The following is a 14,447-nucleotide window of genomic DNA, read 5'->3' as shown; positions in this document are numbered from 1 at the left end:
TTCCTGCGCCGCCCAGTGTGATTATTTATTTGATAATATATATTATGTTAAATACATCGGATGACCGGGATGGCTGGAACCTGCATCGGGACCTCAGGTCACCACCTGCCAGGTTCGGATTACGAGGAACACCAGCCCGAATATCGCCACCCAGGCGAGCGCCATCTTCAGCCAGTCGGCCATCGGGAGCCGCCGCGCCAGAAGCGAACTCAGCACCAGTGTGAAGGCTCCGGCAAACCAAAGCAGCTGGACCGTCGTGTCGCCATTCATAACTGCACCTCCAACCCGTCATAACCGGGTTCGACACCGCTCGGCAATTCGGCGACAAGATCCGCATAGTCCATCGTATTGTCCATATGCGTGATAATCGCGCGCGGATGGCCCACCTTTGCAAGACCTTCGAGCGTCATCGCCAGATGCGGATGCGTCGGATGCGGATAGCGACGCAGCGCGTCGATCACGAACAGGTCGACGCCTTGGAAAAAGTCGACCATTTCATCGGTGAACCTTGAAAAATCAGTAGCATAGGCAATCCTGTGCGCACCGTCGCTGAAGATCAGGCCGCTCGCCTTGATCGGACCGTGCGGCATTTCGATCGCCGATACCTCGACAGGGCCGATCGACTGGTGGTCGAGCAAGTCGATCGGATCGACCGACGCTGGATATCCGGCATTGCCGGCAAAGGCGTAGGTGAAGCGCCACTTCAATATGTCGAGCACATGATGGCGTGCGTAGCAGGGAACGGCCGCGCCGCGCCGGTGCATGATCTGGCGCAGATCGTCGAGGCCGTGCGTGTGATCGGCGTGTTCGTGCGTCCAGATGACGGCGTCGACCTCGCCAACGCGCGCGTCGAGCAATTGCATGCGCATGTCCGGACTGGTGTCGACAAGGATGCGAAACCCGCCGAGCGACACGAGAATCGAGGCACGGCTGCGCAGGTTACGTGGATTATCGGGGTCACACTGCCCCCAGTCATTGCCGATGCGGGGAACGCCCGACGACGTTCCGCAGCCAAGGATTCTAACCTTCATGCGCCGCGTGACGTCATGCCGCCGCCTTGTTGAAAAGCGAATAGAAATTGGCGCTTGTCGCGGCTGCAAGCGCATCCGGATCCTCGTCACGCAGATCGGCAAGAAACGCCAGCGTATCGGCGACGAACGCCGGCTCGCCGGTCTTGCCGCGATGCGGCACCGGGGCGAGGAAAGGGGCATCGGTTTCGACCAGCAACCGCTCCCGCGGCAGCCATTTGGCCGTTGCCTGCAAGTCGGTGGCGTTTTTGAACGTCACAATGCCGGAGATCGAAATATAAAGGCCGATATCGAGCGCTTTGCGCGCAAAAGCGTCGCTTGCGGTGAAGCAGTGGATCACACCGGGAAAGCTTGCCCTTGCCATTTCCTCGCCGAGCAGTGCCAGCGTGTCGGCCTCGGCGTCGCGCATATGCACGATCACCGGCAGGCCCGTGGCCTGCGCCGCATGGATATGGCGGCGAAAGCTGTCCTGTTGCCGGGTGCGATCGCTCTTGTCGTAGTAATAGTCGAGCCCGGTCTCGCCGATTCCGATCACCCGCGGATGCGCGGCGCGCTGGATCAGCTTGGCCGTATCGACGTCGGGATGCTGGTCGGCGTCGTGCGGGTGTATGCCGACGCTCGCCCACACATCGTCGTTCGCCTCGGCGGCGGCGAGCACATCGTCCCACTCGCTTTCGCGCGTCGCGATGTTGAGCATCGCGGTCACGCCCCGCTCTCGTGCGCGCGCCAGCACCTCGTCCTGCTGCTCGGCGAGGCCCTTGTAATTGAGGTGACAGTGCGAATCGACGAGCATCACGCCTCCCCTTCCCCCTCCTCTTCGGGCAGGTCGAGGCGCGGAAAGATCGGCACGGGCTGCCCGACCGTGAAACCGCTCGCCGCCAGTCTGGCGAACCAGTCGGCGTCGGCCAGCGCCGCAAAATCACGCGCGTCGGGGGCAATGCCCATCTGATCGAGCAGATTGTCGGCCGCCGTCGGCACGACGGGCCGAATGGCAATGGCGAGCGTGCGCACGGCCTGGAACAGCGTCATCAGAACGACGCGCATGCGTTCGGGATCGCTCTTGCGCAACGCCCAAGGGGCCTGCGCATCGACATATTGGTTGCAGGCGAAGACAGCGCGCAGCCACTCCTCGATCCCGACCGAAAAGGCCAGTTGTTCGAACGCCCGAGGTAATAGGTCTTTTGCGCTGAGATTGACCAAGTGGAACAGATCAATATCATCCTGTGCCGGAGTATAGTCAGCCGAAAGTTCACCGCCCAAGTTTTTGAAAATCATCGACAAGCTGCGCTGCGCCAGATTGCCAAAGCTGTTGGCGAGGTCGGCGTTGGCGGTGCGGACGATCGCTTCGGCCGAATAGCTGCCGTCCTGTCCGAAGCTGACCTCGCGCAGCAGATAATAGCGCAGCGCATCGACGCCGAACCGCTCGGCGAGCGCCATCGGATCGACGACATTGCCGAGCGACTTCGACATTTTTTCGCCGCGGTTGAGCAGAAAGCCGTGGCCGAACACCTGGCGAGGCAGCGGCAGATTGGCACTCATCAGAAAGGCCGGCCAGTAAACAGTATGAAAACGAACGATATCCTTGCCGATCATATGAATGTTCGCGGGCCAGAATGTGCCGAAGTCGCTCGCCGGGTCGGGATAGCCCAGCCCCGACAAATAGGTCGTCAGCGCATCAACCCAGACATACATGACGTGCCCCGGCGATCCCGGCACCGGAACCCCCCAGTCGAAACTGGTGCGCGAGACGCTCAAATCCTTCAAACCGCCCTCGACGAAGCGCAGCACCTCGTTGCGGCGGCTTTCGGGGCGGATGAAGTCGGGATTGTCGCGATAGAGCGCGAGCAGCCGATCCTGATAGTTCGACAGGCGGAAGAACCAGCTTTCCTCGACGGTCCATTCGACCGGCGTGCCCTGCGGCGAAAGGCGGATGCCCTCCCCCCCGTCGGTCAGCTCGCTCTCATCGTAAAAGGCTTCGTCGCGAACCGAATACCAACCCTCATAGCGGTCGAGATAAAGGTCGCCATTGGCTTCCATCGCCTTCCAGATCGCCTGCGAGGCGGCGTGGTGCGCCGGATCGGACGTGCGCATGAACATATCATAGCTGATATTCAACTTGGCATACATCTCCCGGAAATATCCGGACATTTCATTTGCCAGATCGATCGTCGCGCGCCCCTGGTCACGCGCGGTCTGAAACATCTTCAGCCCATGTTCGTCGGTGCCGGTCACCAGCCGGACGTTGCGGCCGCGCGCGCGCTGGAACCGCGCCATGACGTCGGTGGCGATCGCTTCATAGGCGTGGCCGATGTGCGGGCGGCCGTTGGGATAGCTGATCGCGGTGGTGATATAGAAGGGAGCGCTCTGTTGGGACATGCGCGCGCCTTAGCCGCTGCCGCGCGCGAGGGAAAGCGTCAGCGTGCCGCCTGTGCCGATCGCAGCGCAAGCTCCGCGAGGCAGTTCCCGATCTCGAAACCGACCATCGTGCCATCGTAGGAGCCCCGGACAGCATCGCGCACCGTGCGCTGCACACGGTCCCACTGGGCCAGCACAGGCGCGATCTCGGTGATCGGACGCTCGCGCGCCATTGCTGCCAGCAATCCGGGAACGATGTCGATCACCAGTTCAAGCCGCGCGCGATTGCTCGCGCCGCCGACCTCGCGCGCGAGCGCCTCGCGCAGCCGGTTCTCGGGGTCGCCCGAGGCGGCGATGGCCAGCAGCTTCTTTTGCATCGACGCGACATCACTGTCGATCAACGCCAGCGCCTTGCCGGGCACCCCGCCCGACGCGGCGACGATCGCGCGCACCTCGGGCATGTCGAGCATTGGTCGCAGATCGTGGAGCCATGACACCATGACGTCACGGTCAATCGGTTGAAAACGAAGGATTCGACAGCGTGAACGAATCGTCGGGAGCAGCCGCCCCGGCGAATGGCTGACCAGCAGGAACAGCGTCCTGGCGGGCGGTTCCTCGAGCGTCTTGAGCAGTGCATTGGCACCATCGCTTTCCAGGTCGTCGACGGCATCGACGATGATGACGCGCCAGTCGCCGAGCGACAGCGACAGATGCAGACGGCGGATCACCTGGCGCACCTGGTCGATGGTGATGTTACGCGCAAGCTCCTTGGTCTTGTCCTTGGGCTGGCGCGTCAGCCGGATGATCTCCGGGTGATTGCCCGCATCGACGAGCCGTGCGGCGGCATCGTCGCCTCGATCGTCAAGTGCTACCGCCGCGCGCCCGCCACCTGCGCCATGGGTCACGAGAAAGCGCGCCGCGCGCTCGGCAAAGTCCCCCTTCCCCATCCCCTGTGGCCCGGCGAGCAGCCAGGCATGGTGCAGGCGGCCGCCCTGCCAGCCGTCCAGAAACGCCTTTTCGGCCTCCTGATGGCCGATCATGGCAGCCATTCGATCAGCTCCGCAAGCATGGCCGCGGTGACGTCGGCGGCGGGCAGGTCGGCGTCGATCAACCGCCAGCGCTGCGGCTCGGTCGCGGCCATTTCGGCGAATCGCGCGGCGAGGCGCGCCTGATAGTCCGCGGGCTTGCTGCCCATGCGGTCGCGATCACCGCGCGCTGCCAGTCGGCGCGCCGCTTCATCGGGGCGCACGGTCAACAGGAAGGTGCGGTCGGGCAGCAGCCCCCTGGATCCGAAACGGTGGAGCGCCAGGATATCGGCGTCGGTGATCCCCCCCCCGCCGCCCTGATAGGCGCGGCTCGAATCGACGAATCGGTCGCACAATACCCATGCGCCACGCGCAAGCGCCGGGCGGATCGTGCGCGCAACATGGTCGGCGCGCGCGGCGGCGAACAGCAGCGCCTCGCTGCGCGCATCCCAGCGGTCGTCGCTGCCTTCCATCAGCAGCGTCCGGATTGCCTCGGCGCCCACGCTGCCGCCGGGTTCACGCGTTGCCACAACCTCGATCGATCGCGCGGCGAGTGCCTCCGACAAGGCGCGCAACTGCGTCGATTTGCCGACACCCTCGCCGCCCTCAAGCGTGATGAAGCGTCCGCGGATCACGGCGTCAGACCGGACGACGGGAGGATGGGCTGGTGTCGAGACATGGCACGGGAGGTAAACTGCCCCGCCGGCTTTGTCATCTATGCGTCGCGCCCGCGGCCACGCTCGTTGAGGCGCTCCCACGCCGGGTTTCGGCTGCCATTCGATGCGCTGCGGCGGCGAACCCCCAGTCCATCAGCCTTTGCGCCTCCTCCCGCCGCGCATTTGCGCTGGGCAGACCGGCAACGACCATGATCAGCCGGCGGCCATCGCGTTCGGCCGACCCCAGGAAGCAATAGCCTGCCTCGCGGGTATGCCCCGTTTTGAGGCCATCGGCGCCGTCAACCCGGTCGAGAATCGGGTTGCGGTTCGGTTGCACGATCGGTCGTCCGTCGGGCGCGACGCCATGCTGGAGTTTCGGGATTGAAAAATAACGCGCATAACCGTCCGGATGATCACGGATAAGTCGATCGGCAAGCGTGATGAGGTCAGCGGCGCTGACCTTTGTGACGCCGCCGTCCGGCCAGCCGTTGGGCGTGCCAAAATGACTCGACGCCATACCAATATCAGCCGCCACCTTATTCATTCGCCTGACAAAAGCTTCTTCGCTGCCATCGATTCCTTCGGCAAGAACCGCCGCCGCATCATTCGCCGATACGGTGATCAAACCCTTCAGCAGATCGTCAACCGACAGTTTCTCGCCGGGACTGAGGAACATCGTCGACCCACCGGTACTGCTGTTCCATTTCCTCCATACGGCGTCGCTGACCGTGAATGTCGTGTCGCGCCGCAGTTCGCGCGTTTTTAAAAGATCAAGCACGACATAGGCGGTCATCACCTTCGCCATCGAAGCCGGGGCGAAGCGTTTGTCGGCACCCCGCGAAAAAAGGATCGCGCCCGACTCCATGTCCTTGAGCATGACGATCGGCGCCTGTGTCGCATAGGGCGCCGGACTGACCGCCGCGGCGCTGGCGGCGCCGGATGAGCGATTATCCCTCGCCGCTGCAGCGGGCCAAAAAGCGACATTGCTCGCCAGCAGGGCCAGCGCCGTAGCAGCGCCATAGCCCAGGGCGAATTTGCCCCTCGCCCGCATCATCGATCGCGGAGGAGCGCGGCATCGCGAAATCCCTTCGATCTCGCCGTGGCCAGCGCACCCTGAGCGTCGGCTTCGCTGGCGAAGGGGCCGATCCGAACGCGCCACAGATTGCCCGCCCTCGACACCCGACCACCTACCGGCTTGGCCGCGGCCCTGGCGCGTGCTTCGGTGCTGAACGCGCCGATCTGCACGACATATTGGCCCGTGGCGACAGCAGGTTTCGCCGGGGATGCGGGTTTCGCCGGCGTCTGTTTCATGATCGCCGGCGTGATATTGCCCTGCACGGCCATGCGGTCGTCCCCCGGCTTCGCTTTCGATGAGGCAACCGGCGGCGCGGGTTCGCTCGCGCCTTTCGGTGCGGGCAAGGCACTCGCCTTCGTTCGAAGGATGGCCAACAACGATGCCGGCGTGGCCAGCCGTTCCGGAACGGCCTTCCCTGCGCGCAGTTGCGCGCGTTCGGCGGCGGGTGGATTGGTGCGGCGAACACGAACAGCTGTCAGACCCCGCTCCAGCCCGAGTTGCATCGCGGCGGCAGGCGACAGGGCAATCAGCTGGTTGTTCGCCATCGGCCCGCGATCGTTGACGCGGACAAGGATTGTTCGTCCGGTGTCGAGCGCCGTCACCTCGACATAGCTCGGCAGCGGCAAGGTCTTGTGCGCGGCGCTGATCCGCGCCGGATCGAAAATCTCGCCATTGGCGGTGGCCTTGCCGGCTGCCTCATCGCCGTACCAGGACGCATAGCCGACATCGTCATAATCGATGACGTCGGCGGGCGTATAGGTGACATCGCCCACCTTATAGGAGTCCCCGACGATCACCGGAACGTCGGAGACGCCCTGCGATGCTGCGACCGGGTTGGGCACCGGTCGCGCACTGCGCGCGCCATCAACCCCGCCGCAACCGGACAGCATCAGGGCTGCTCCCGCGATCAGGCACCCGTCCCTAACGATCGATTTCATCCGCCAGCAATCCCACAGACAATGCGTAAAAATTGGAACAATTATAGTCCAGTATCGCACGATAGTTACCGGTGAGCAAATAAGCGGTCCGCCCCGGCCCGTCGGGTTCGAGCAAGGTCGCCTGAACATCGTCGTCGGGCCAGCGCCCACTGACCGGCTGAAGCCCGGCGGCGCGCCACTCGGCCATCGAGCGCCAGCGGCTGTGACGCTCGAACACGCGCGGACAGCGCGTGGGGGTCAGGCGGTTGGCAACAGCGGCTCGATCGAAAGTCGCCGGAACGTTGACCGCAACGCCCCATGGCTGACCCGCGCGCCAGCCCGCGTTGCGCAGATAGGCGCCGATCGACTCGATCGCATCGGCCTCGCTCGACCATATCCGCGCCACGCCGTCGCCATCGCCGTCCTCGGCGACACGCAGATAGACCGAAGGGAGGAACTGCGGATAACCGAAGGCGCCGGCCCAGCTCCCCTTCAGCACATCGCGCGGCACGCCGCGTTCGACCATCACCATCGTCGCGATCAGCTCGGGCTCGAACAGGCTGCGTCGGCGTCCCTCATACGCCAGCGTCGCGAGCGCTTCGGGCAGGTCGAAGCTGCCCGTGACCTGGCCATAGGCGGTCTCATGCCCGTAAATTGCGATCATGATGCTCGTCGGCACACCCGTTCGTGCCTCGATGCGCGCGAGCAGCGGCAGCAGGCGGTCGTGGACGCGGCGCCCGCCGTTGATGCGCGCGGCATCGACGTGCCGGGCCTTATAGGGCGCGAAAGCAGGTATCGGTGTGTTCGGGCTGGGCGGCGATCCCAGATTGTCGCGGTCGAGCGCCACCACCCGGCTATTGTAGCGCAGTCCGGCGGTCACCCGGTCGAACGTCGCGCGCGACACGCCACGCGCCTGCGCTTTCGGCCAGAGCGACTGGACATAGGCGTCGAACCCGGCATCGGCGCTCTGCGCATGGAGCGGCGCCTGGGCAGCAACGATCCACGCCCCCAGTATTGCCGCTGAAAGTACGAAATATTTGCGTATTATGAAAATGCTAGTTTGCGTCATGACCCACCCATAGGGATGGTTTCGCACAGAATCGAGCCGCTTGGCTAGGCGCTCGCGGGACAGGGCGAGTCATTCGCAAGGCGGACCGTTGGAACAAGGTTTTGCTTGCCGCACCGCGCTCGCACGCTATGGCGACGCCACCGGACAGGTGGCCGAGTGGTTTAAGGCAGCGGTCTTGAAAACCGCCGTGGGTGCAAGCTCACCGTGGGTTCGAATCCCACCCTGTCCGCCAACATCTCAATGCGAATCAATGAGATGGGCCTTATGGGGCCAGAAAATCCCCAGCTTCTGCGCGGTTTTGCTGAATCTGACCGAACCTCAGAGACTGCCGAAACCGACAAAATCGGTCTCTGATCGGCATTTGTCTCTTTTCACCTAAACCTCATCCCACAAGGTATCGAACTGGAAAGTGATGGATTTCCGGGCTTTTCTGTCCCGCACATGTCGATACCTTTTCAGTGCAAACCCGGCAGCCAAGACAATGTGAGAATCCGAGGTATCCGCAAAAAGGGTGATGCCTCGGTCACGTTTTGCTAGATAGTGTGCCTTTAGGGTCGAGACTCAATCACAGCCAGAAGGCCACGGCGGCTGCGAGGCTTACGGCTGACAGGAAATTCCTGGCGAGTTTATCGTAGCGGGTAGCGATGCGGCGGAAGTCCTTGAGGCGGCAGAACATGGCCTCGACCCGCCAGCGATCTTTATAGCGTCGTTCGTCATACTGGATCGGGCGCTTGCGGTTGCGTCGGCCGGGGATGACAGGGATGGTGCCCTGTTCGCGCAAGGCAGCCCTGATGCGGTTGGCGTCGTAGCCACGGTCGGCGATCACCCGCTTCATTCCGACGGTTTCGCCGATCAGCAGGTCCGCGCCTTTCACGTCGGACGTGTTGCCGGGCGTCAGGACGAGGCGGAGCGGTCGCCCAAGGACATCGACAAGCGCATGGATCTTGGTCGTCCGGCCGCCACGCGAGATGCCAATGGCATTGGCCCGCGCCCGTTTCGCGGTCCAATGATCCCCCGGATCATTGGCATGCGCTCAACTTTGCGCCACCGGCAGAGCGGTGGGCCTTGATGTAGCTGCTGTCGATCTGGCCGGTTTCCGCGATCCAGCCCTCCTCGGTCAGCGCCGCCAGGATGCGGGTCCAGATGCCCCGCCTGCTCCACCGGTTCCAGCGATTATAGACCGTTGTCGATGGGCCGTATTCAGGCGGGCAATCCGCCCAGCGGCCGCCGCACTTGAGCATGTGAATGATGCCGGAGATTACCCTGCGATCATCGACCCGCCGCGCTCCGGGCTGGTTCCTCGGCAGGTGGGGCTCGATCGCCCGCCATGCTTCATCTGACAGCCAGAACAACGAACGCGACATTTCCAAAGGCCTCCTGCTTCAGCGGAGAACCCGTGAATCAATGTGCGCGCCGATTTTCAAGAGGCTGATTGAGTTTGGACCCTAGATCTTGGATTTTGACATCCCATGAGCGAAGCGGACGTGATCCTCGCTGCCTTGATAATGATTGCCGCCACGCTCTACTCGTCGGTGGGCCACGCCGGGGCGTCTGGATACTTGGCCGCGATGGCCCTATTTGGTCTCTCGCCGGACGTGATGCGGCCCACGGCATTGGCACTGAACATCCTCGTCGCCTCGCTAGCCGTCTATCGTTACTCCCGCGCCGGGCAGAACGACTGGCGGCTGTTGCTTCCCTTCGCCGTTGCCTCGGTCCCCGCCGCGTTCCTCGGTGGGCTGATCGACGTCCCCCCGTGGCTGTACCGCCCGATGGTGGGCGTCGTGCTGCTGTTCTCCGCATTCCATCTCGTTCGCACGGCACGGCGCTCTGAGAACATCGACGCGGCGGCGAGGCGCCCCCCAGTCCCGGCTGCACTGGCTGTTGATTTGCGCTGAGAACTGACCCGGGAGGGGCAGAAATTTTCACTGAGAATTGACCCATGTTTTCCTCGCCCCCGGCAGGCAGTCGGGAGGCATCGGAGTGATCGACATGGACCTACTCAGTGTGATCCGCCGGTGGCATTTCCGCCAAGGCATGGCCATTCGTGAGATCAAGCGGCGGACCGGCTTATCACGCAACACGATCCGCAAATATCTGCGAGCAGACGCGGTAGAGCCGGTGTTTAAGGTTCCCGACCGGCCGAGCAAGCTGGACCCGTTTTCCGAGAAGCTGACAGGTTGGCTGCGCGTGGAGTCGGGCAAATCGCGCAAACAGAAACGTACGGCCAAGCAGCTTTACGCTGATCTCGTCACTTTGGGCTATGACGGCTCGTATGCTCGCGTGGCGGCCTTTGCCCGCGATTGGAAGCGCGACCGCCAGTATGAGCAGCAAACCAGCGGACGCGGGACCTTCGTGCCGCTGGTTTTCCAGCCTGGCGAAGCCTTCCAGTTCGATTGGAGCGAGGATTACGCCGTGCTGGGTGGCAAGCAGGTCAAGCTGCAGGTGGCCCATACCAAGCTATCACACAGCCGGGCCTACATCGTTCGGGCCTATCTGTTGCAGACGCATGAGATGCTGTTCGACGCCCTGACGCAGGCATTCCGAGTGCTGGGCGGCATTCCCCAACGCGGGATCTTTGATAATATGAAGACGGCGGTCGACAAGATCGGCCGTGGTAAGGCGCGCCAAGTCAACGCCCGGTTCGCCGCCCTGGCCAGCCATTATCTATTCGAAACAGACTTCTGCAATCCAGCATCGGGCTGGGAAAAGGGACAGGTCGAGAAGAACGTTCAGGATGCCCGTCACCGTCTGTGGCAGCCCATGCCCAGCTTCCCAGATCTTGCAGCTCTCAATGCCTGGCTTGAGGAACAATGTGTCGCGCAGTGGGCAGAAATCCAGCACGGCACATTACCTGGCACCATCGCCGATGTGCACGCCGAAGAGGTAATCAGCTTGATGCCCATGGGGAGGCCCTTCGATGGCTTCGTCGAGCAGACCAAGCGCGTGTCGCCCACCTGCCTAATCGCCTTCGAGCGCAACCGTTACAGTGTGCCAGCCTCCTTTGCCAATCGGCCCGTCAGCCTGAGAGTTTACCCCGAGCGGCTTGTCATCGTCGCGGAAGGACAAGTCTTGTGCGAACACGAGCGGATCATTGACCGGTCCCATCAGAAGCCGGGACGCACGATCTATGACTGGCGCCACTATCTGGCTGTCGTTCAGCGCAAGCCCGGCGCCCTGCGCAATGGTGCGCCATTCCTTGAGATGCCCGAGGCATTCCGCCAGTTGCAGACCCAACTGCTCAAGCGGCTCGGCGGTGACAAGGAGATGGTTGAGATCCTATCTCTTGTTTTGCACCATGATGAGCAGTCCGTTTTATGCGCAGTCGAGTTGGCTCTTGAGGACGGTGTGCCAACTAAAACTCATGTGCTCAACGTGCTGCACCGCCTGATTGACGGCAAGGCGCCACCGGCACCAACGATCGATGCCCCGCAGGCCCTGCGCCTTAGCACGGAGCCCAAAGCCGATGTAGGCCGCTACGACACGCTGAGGGAGCTGCGTCATGCGTCATGACCCCGCCAGCGCCGCGGTCGTCGTGATGCTGCGCGGCCTCAAGATGTATGGTATGGCTCAGGCCGTCGGCGACATGATCGAGCAAGGCGCCCCTGCCTTCGAGGCGGCCGTGCCGGTACTGTCCCAGTTGCTCAAAGCTGAGATGGCCGAGCGCGAGGTCCGCTCAATCGCCTATCAGATCAAGGCTGCCCGCTTCCCTGCCTACAAGGATCTGGCCGGCTTCGACTTCGCCGCCAGCGAGATCAATGAGGCCTTGGTGCGTCAGCTCTACCGCGGTGACTTCATGGATAGCGCCGACAATGTGGTGCTGATCGGCGGGCCCGGCACCGGCAAAAGCCACATCGCCACCGCCCTTGGCGTCCAAGCGGTCGAGCACCACCGTAGAAAAGTTCGCTTCTTCGCCACCGTCGATCTGGTCAATGCGCTGGAACAGGAAAAGGCGGCTAACAAGGCAGGCCAACTGGCCGAGCGGCTGCTCAAGCTCGACCTCATAATATTGGACGAGTTGGGATATCTCCCGTTCAGCCCGTCAGGCGGTGCCCTGCTGTTCCATCTGCTCAGTAAGCTGTATGAACGCACCAGCGTGGTGATCACCACCAACCTGAGCTTCAGCGAGTGGGCCAGCATCTTCGGCGATGCCAAGATGACGACCGCTTTACTGGATCGCCTGACCCACCATTGCCACATTCTCGAGACCGGCAATGACAGCTTCCGCTTCAGGGCCAGTTCCACCGCGCCCAAATCCAGAAAGGGGTAATGCCAACACTTGACGATGCCCGCTAAGGGCAACACTTAACCCATACCCACCCGGGTCAGTTCTCGATGAAAATCCCGGGTCAGTTCTCAGCGCAAATCAACATTGAGGTGGCCGACCGTGCCTATTACCAGATTGGTGAGGGCGCACAGAAGCTCAGGATCGATGGGTATGCAGGTGACCCACGCGACGCAGAGGGTGTTCTCGGACTGATCGTCTGTGATTTCGTTGACGGCGACGAAGTTCAGACCTTCGGGAAATCCGACGTTTCGCCTATCCTCAATCCTCTGATCCGCTTCCTTAAAAAAGCCCGGACCGAAGAGTTCAGGGATTCGTTGAATGAAGTCAGCCCCGCATTTCAGGTCTCGGATTTGATCATCACCACGTGGTCGCGGGTCACTAAGGTCAAGCTGATCCTTGTTTCGAACCGCCAGTATATCGGCCGGGATGACGCGGTGAAACTTGCAGAACTTGGCGATGTACCAGTCACCTGGTCTGTATGGGATCTCGCACGATTCGAACGTTTCGACCGATCCGGTCAGGCGCGAGAGGATATGGTGATCGATTTCGCCAATGATTTCGGCGCTCCCCTACCTGCGCTCAAGGCTTCCCAGACCGACGCAGCTCTCGAGAGCTATCTAATGATCGTGCCAGGTCAGCAGTTGGCAGCGATCTATGATCGATGGGGCGCGCGCCTGCTGGAGGCGAATGTGCGGTCTTTTCTTCAGGCGCGGGCGAAGACGAACAAGGGCATCCAGAAGACCGTTAAGGAGGAGCCTGAGCTCTTCTTTCCATACAACAATGGACTATCCGCCACGGCAGACGAAGTCACCTGTGTTCGTTCGGAAGAAGGTCTTGCGATTGCTTCCATTAACAATTTGCAGATCGTAAACGGAGCGCAGACGACAGGATCGATTCACAGCGCACTTAAAACGGCGAAGGAGCAGCTTTCGCATGTATTCGTGCAAATGAAGCTGACAGTGGTGCCTCCTGATCGGTCAGAGGAAATTGTGCCAAAGATATCGGAGTACGCCAATACTCAGAACAAGGTGAATGCGGCCGACTTTTTTTCCAATCACCCCTTCCACATCCGTATCGAGCAGTTTTCTCGGAGCGTCATCTTCACTGCGCGTGAAGGTGAGCGTCACGACAGCAAGTGGTTCTATGAGCGTTCTCGCGGTCAGTTCATCAACGCGCGGAGCCGACTTACGGTCGCACAGCAGAAGAAGTTTGATCTAGAGTTCCCCAAGGCGCAGCTCTTTAGCAAGACTGACCTAGCGAAGTTCGAATACTCGGCCTCCGGGCATCCTCACATTGTTTCGCGGGGGGCGCAGAAGAACTTTGCCGATTTCGCGAGAGAGATCGGTGAGGCCTGGCCAAAGAGCGACAGCAAGTATGATGAACTTTGGTATCGGCGCCTGATTGCAAAGGCCATCATCTTCCGCAGGTTGGAAAGCGAAGTGCCAAAGCAAGATTGGTACGAAGGCGGCTATCGCGCCAATATCGTCACCTACGCCATGGCAAAAGTGTTTCACGATGCCAATGGCCAGAAACAGATGCTCGATCTCGACACCATCTGGCGGCGGCAGGCGGTTTCCGATGCCCTTCTGCGCGCCCTGCTTCTCGCCGCGGCGGAGGCTCATGATGCGATTACGCATCCTCCGACTGGCGTTCGCAACATGTCGGAATGGGCAAAGCAACAGGCCTGTTGGAACGGCCTTAAGAGCCGAACACTGAAGTATGGGGAAGATTTCGGAAGTTGCTTGGCCCTCGTAGATACCGTTCGCACCGAGGAACGCGAAGCTCGCGCTAACACGGTGTTGACAGAGGGCATAAACGCTCAGGCCGAAGTCGTGAAACTTAAGGCTCCATTCTGGAATAATGTAATGGAATGGGGGCGGGCGAAAAAGAAACTGACTCCTAAGGATATGCAAGTTCTAGAGATTTGCAGTTCGATGCCGCGACGGATACCCACCGATTTCCAGGCAAAGCACGCGCTCGAGGTGCTTGCGCGCATTCGTGAACACGGGTTCGATAGCGGCTGATGTTTATGGCGCT

13 protein-coding genes, 1 tRNA gene and 1 pseudogene are annotated in these 14,447 nt (G+C 61.8%); 5 read left to right on the top strand and 10 right to left on the bottom strand.

The window, feature by feature from the left end; genetic code table 11:
- Positions 1–93: 93 nt before the first annotated feature.
- The 9 genes from SALA_RS17310 to SALA_RS06335 all read right to left on the bottom strand — a co-directional run bounded on the left by SALA_RS17310 (position 94) and on the right by SALA_RS06335 (position 8,125).
- Positions 94–270 (bottom strand): hypothetical protein, encoded by a 177-nt coding sequence (locus tag SALA_RS17310; RefSeq protein ID WP_192807453.1) that lies wholly within the window; start codon positions 268–270, stop codon positions 94–96.
- Positions 267–1,031: an MBL fold metallo-hydrolase gene (locus SALA_RS06370; RefSeq protein WP_011541558.1), complete on the bottom strand. Its 765-nt coding sequence runs from the start codon at positions 1,029–1,031 to the stop codon at positions 267–269. The genes SALA_RS17310 and SALA_RS06370 overlap by 4 nt, the downstream gene beginning before the upstream one ends.
- A gap of 13 nt (positions 1,032–1,044) precedes the next feature.
- Positions 1,045–1,821: a TatD family hydrolase gene (locus tag SALA_RS06365; protein WP_011541557.1), complete on the bottom strand. Its 777-nt coding sequence runs from the start codon at positions 1,819–1,821 to the stop codon at positions 1,045–1,047.
- Positions 1,821–3,404, bottom strand: coding sequence for a methionine--tRNA ligase (gene metG, locus SALA_RS06360; RefSeq protein ID WP_011541556.1), 1,584 nt, complete (start codon positions 3,402–3,404; stop codon positions 1,821–1,823). Before metG ends, SALA_RS06365 begins: the two co-directional genes overlap by 1 nt.
- Before the next feature lie 38 nt (positions 3,405–3,442).
- Complete coding sequence (locus tag SALA_RS06355) at positions 3,443–4,432, bottom strand: DNA polymerase III subunit delta' (protein ID WP_041383138.1); 990 nt, start codon at positions 4,430–4,432, stop codon at positions 3,443–3,445.
- Positions 4,420–5,043 (bottom strand): dTMP kinase, encoded by a 624-nt coding sequence (tmk, locus tag SALA_RS06350; protein ID WP_011541554.1) that lies wholly within the window; start codon positions 5,041–5,043, stop codon positions 4,420–4,422. Before tmk ends, SALA_RS06355 begins: the two co-directional genes overlap by 13 nt.
- 76 nt (positions 5,044–5,119) lie before the next feature.
- On the bottom strand, positions 5,120–6,115 hold the full coding sequence (locus SALA_RS06345) for a D-alanyl-D-alanine carboxypeptidase family protein (protein ID WP_272940673.1): 996 nt from the start codon (positions 6,113–6,115) through the stop codon (positions 5,120–5,122).
- Positions 6,115–7,077: a septal ring lytic transglycosylase RlpA family protein gene (locus SALA_RS17560; protein WP_011541552.1), complete on the bottom strand. Its 963-nt coding sequence runs from the start codon at positions 7,075–7,077 to the stop codon at positions 6,115–6,117. Before SALA_RS17560 ends, SALA_RS06345 begins: the two co-directional genes overlap by 1 nt.
- Positions 7,061–8,125, bottom strand: coding sequence for a lytic murein transglycosylase (locus SALA_RS06335; RefSeq protein ID WP_011541551.1), 1,065 nt, complete (start codon positions 8,123–8,125; stop codon positions 7,061–7,063). The genes SALA_RS17560 and SALA_RS06335 overlap by 17 nt, the downstream gene beginning before the upstream one ends.
- A 142-nt stretch (positions 8,126–8,267) precedes the next feature.
- Between SALA_RS06335 and SALA_RS06330 the strand changes: the two genes are divergently transcribed.
- Positions 8,268–8,357 (top strand) — tRNA-Ser (locus tag SALA_RS06330).
- A gap of 333 nt (positions 8,358–8,690) precedes the next feature.
- Here SALA_RS06330 and SALA_RS16720 read toward each other — a convergent pair.
- Positions 8,691–9,489: pseudogene (locus tag SALA_RS16720) on the bottom strand (IS5 family transposase).
- 105 nt (positions 9,490–9,594) lie between these two features.
- On the opposite strand from SALA_RS16720, the gene SALA_RS06315 reads away from it, so the two are divergent.
- The 4 genes from SALA_RS06315 to SALA_RS06300 all read left to right on the top strand — a co-directional run bounded on the left by SALA_RS06315 (position 9,595) and on the right by SALA_RS06300 (position 14,434).
- Positions 9,595–10,020 (top strand): sulfite exporter TauE/SafE family protein, encoded by a 426-nt coding sequence (locus SALA_RS06315; RefSeq protein ID WP_011541550.1) that lies wholly within the window; start codon positions 9,595–9,597, stop codon positions 10,018–10,020.
- A gap of 94 nt (positions 10,021–10,114) precedes the next feature.
- The gene (gene istA / locus SALA_RS06310) at positions 10,115–11,635 is read left to right on the top strand and encodes an IS21 family transposase (RefSeq protein WP_084764789.1); all 1,521 of its coding nucleotides are present in this window, start codon (positions 10,115–10,117) and stop codon (positions 11,633–11,635) included.
- On the top strand, positions 11,625–12,392 hold the full coding sequence (istB, locus tag SALA_RS06305; RefSeq protein ID WP_011540730.1) for an IS21-like element helper ATPase IstB: 768 nt from the start codon (positions 11,625–11,627) through the stop codon (positions 12,390–12,392). The genes istA and istB overlap by 11 nt, the downstream gene beginning before the upstream one ends.
- 65 nt (positions 12,393–12,457) lie before the next feature.
- Positions 12,458–14,434: an AIPR family protein gene (locus SALA_RS06300; RefSeq protein WP_011541549.1), complete on the top strand. Its 1,977-nt coding sequence runs from the start codon at positions 12,458–12,460 to the stop codon at positions 14,432–14,434.
- Positions 14,435–14,447: the final 13 nt, after the last annotated feature.

It is taken from the genome of Sphingopyxis alaskensis RB2256, from assembly GCF_000013985.1.
Lineage (GTDB): Bacteria > Pseudomonadota > Alphaproteobacteria > Sphingomonadales > Sphingomonadaceae > Sphingopyxis > Sphingopyxis alaskensis.
This window is presented reverse-complemented; position numbering and strand designations above follow the sequence as displayed.

Excerpts from the sequence above, each read along its gene's own strand:
- SALA_RS17310 (WP_192807453.1), bottom strand. The coding sequence starts at position 270 with ATGAATGGCGACACGACGGTCCAGCTGCTTTGGTTTGCCGGAGCCTTC.
- SALA_RS06370 (WP_011541558.1), bottom strand. The coding sequence starts at position 1,031 with ATGAAGGTTAGAATCCTTGGCTGCGGAACGTCGTCGGGCGTTCCCCGC.
- SALA_RS06365 (WP_011541557.1), bottom strand. The coding sequence starts at position 1,821 with ATGCTCGTCGATTCGCACTGTCACCTCAATTACAAGGGCCTCGCCGAG.
- metG (WP_011541556.1), bottom strand. The coding sequence starts at position 3,404 with ATGTCCCAACAGAGCGCTCCCTTCTATATCACCACCGCGATCAGCTAT.
- SALA_RS06355 (WP_041383138.1), bottom strand. The coding sequence starts at position 4,432 with ATGGCTGCCATGATCGGCCATCAGGAGGCCGAAAAGGCGTTTCTGGAC.
- SALA_RS06345 (WP_272940673.1), bottom strand. The coding sequence starts at position 6,115 with ATGCGGGCGAGGGGCAAATTCGCCCTGGGCTATGGCGCTGCTACGGCG.
- SALA_RS17560 (WP_011541552.1), bottom strand. The coding sequence starts at position 7,077 with ATGAAATCGATCGTTAGGGACGGGTGCCTGATCGCGGGAGCAGCCCTG.
- SALA_RS06335 (WP_011541551.1), bottom strand. The coding sequence starts at position 8,125 with ATGACGCAAACTAGCATTTTCATAATACGCAAATATTTCGTACTTTCA.
- SALA_RS06315 (WP_011541550.1), top strand. The coding sequence starts at position 9,595 with ATGAGCGAAGCGGACGTGATCCTCGCTGCCTTGATAATGATTGCCGCC.
- istA (WP_084764789.1), top strand. The coding sequence starts at position 10,115 with ATGGACCTACTCAGTGTGATCCGCCGGTGGCATTTCCGCCAAGGCATG.
- istB (WP_011540730.1), top strand. The coding sequence starts at position 11,625 with ATGCGTCATGACCCCGCCAGCGCCGCGGTCGTCGTGATGCTGCGCGGC.
- SALA_RS06300 (WP_011541549.1), top strand. The coding sequence starts at position 12,458 with ATGAAAATCCCGGGTCAGTTCTCAGCGCAAATCAACATTGAGGTGGCC.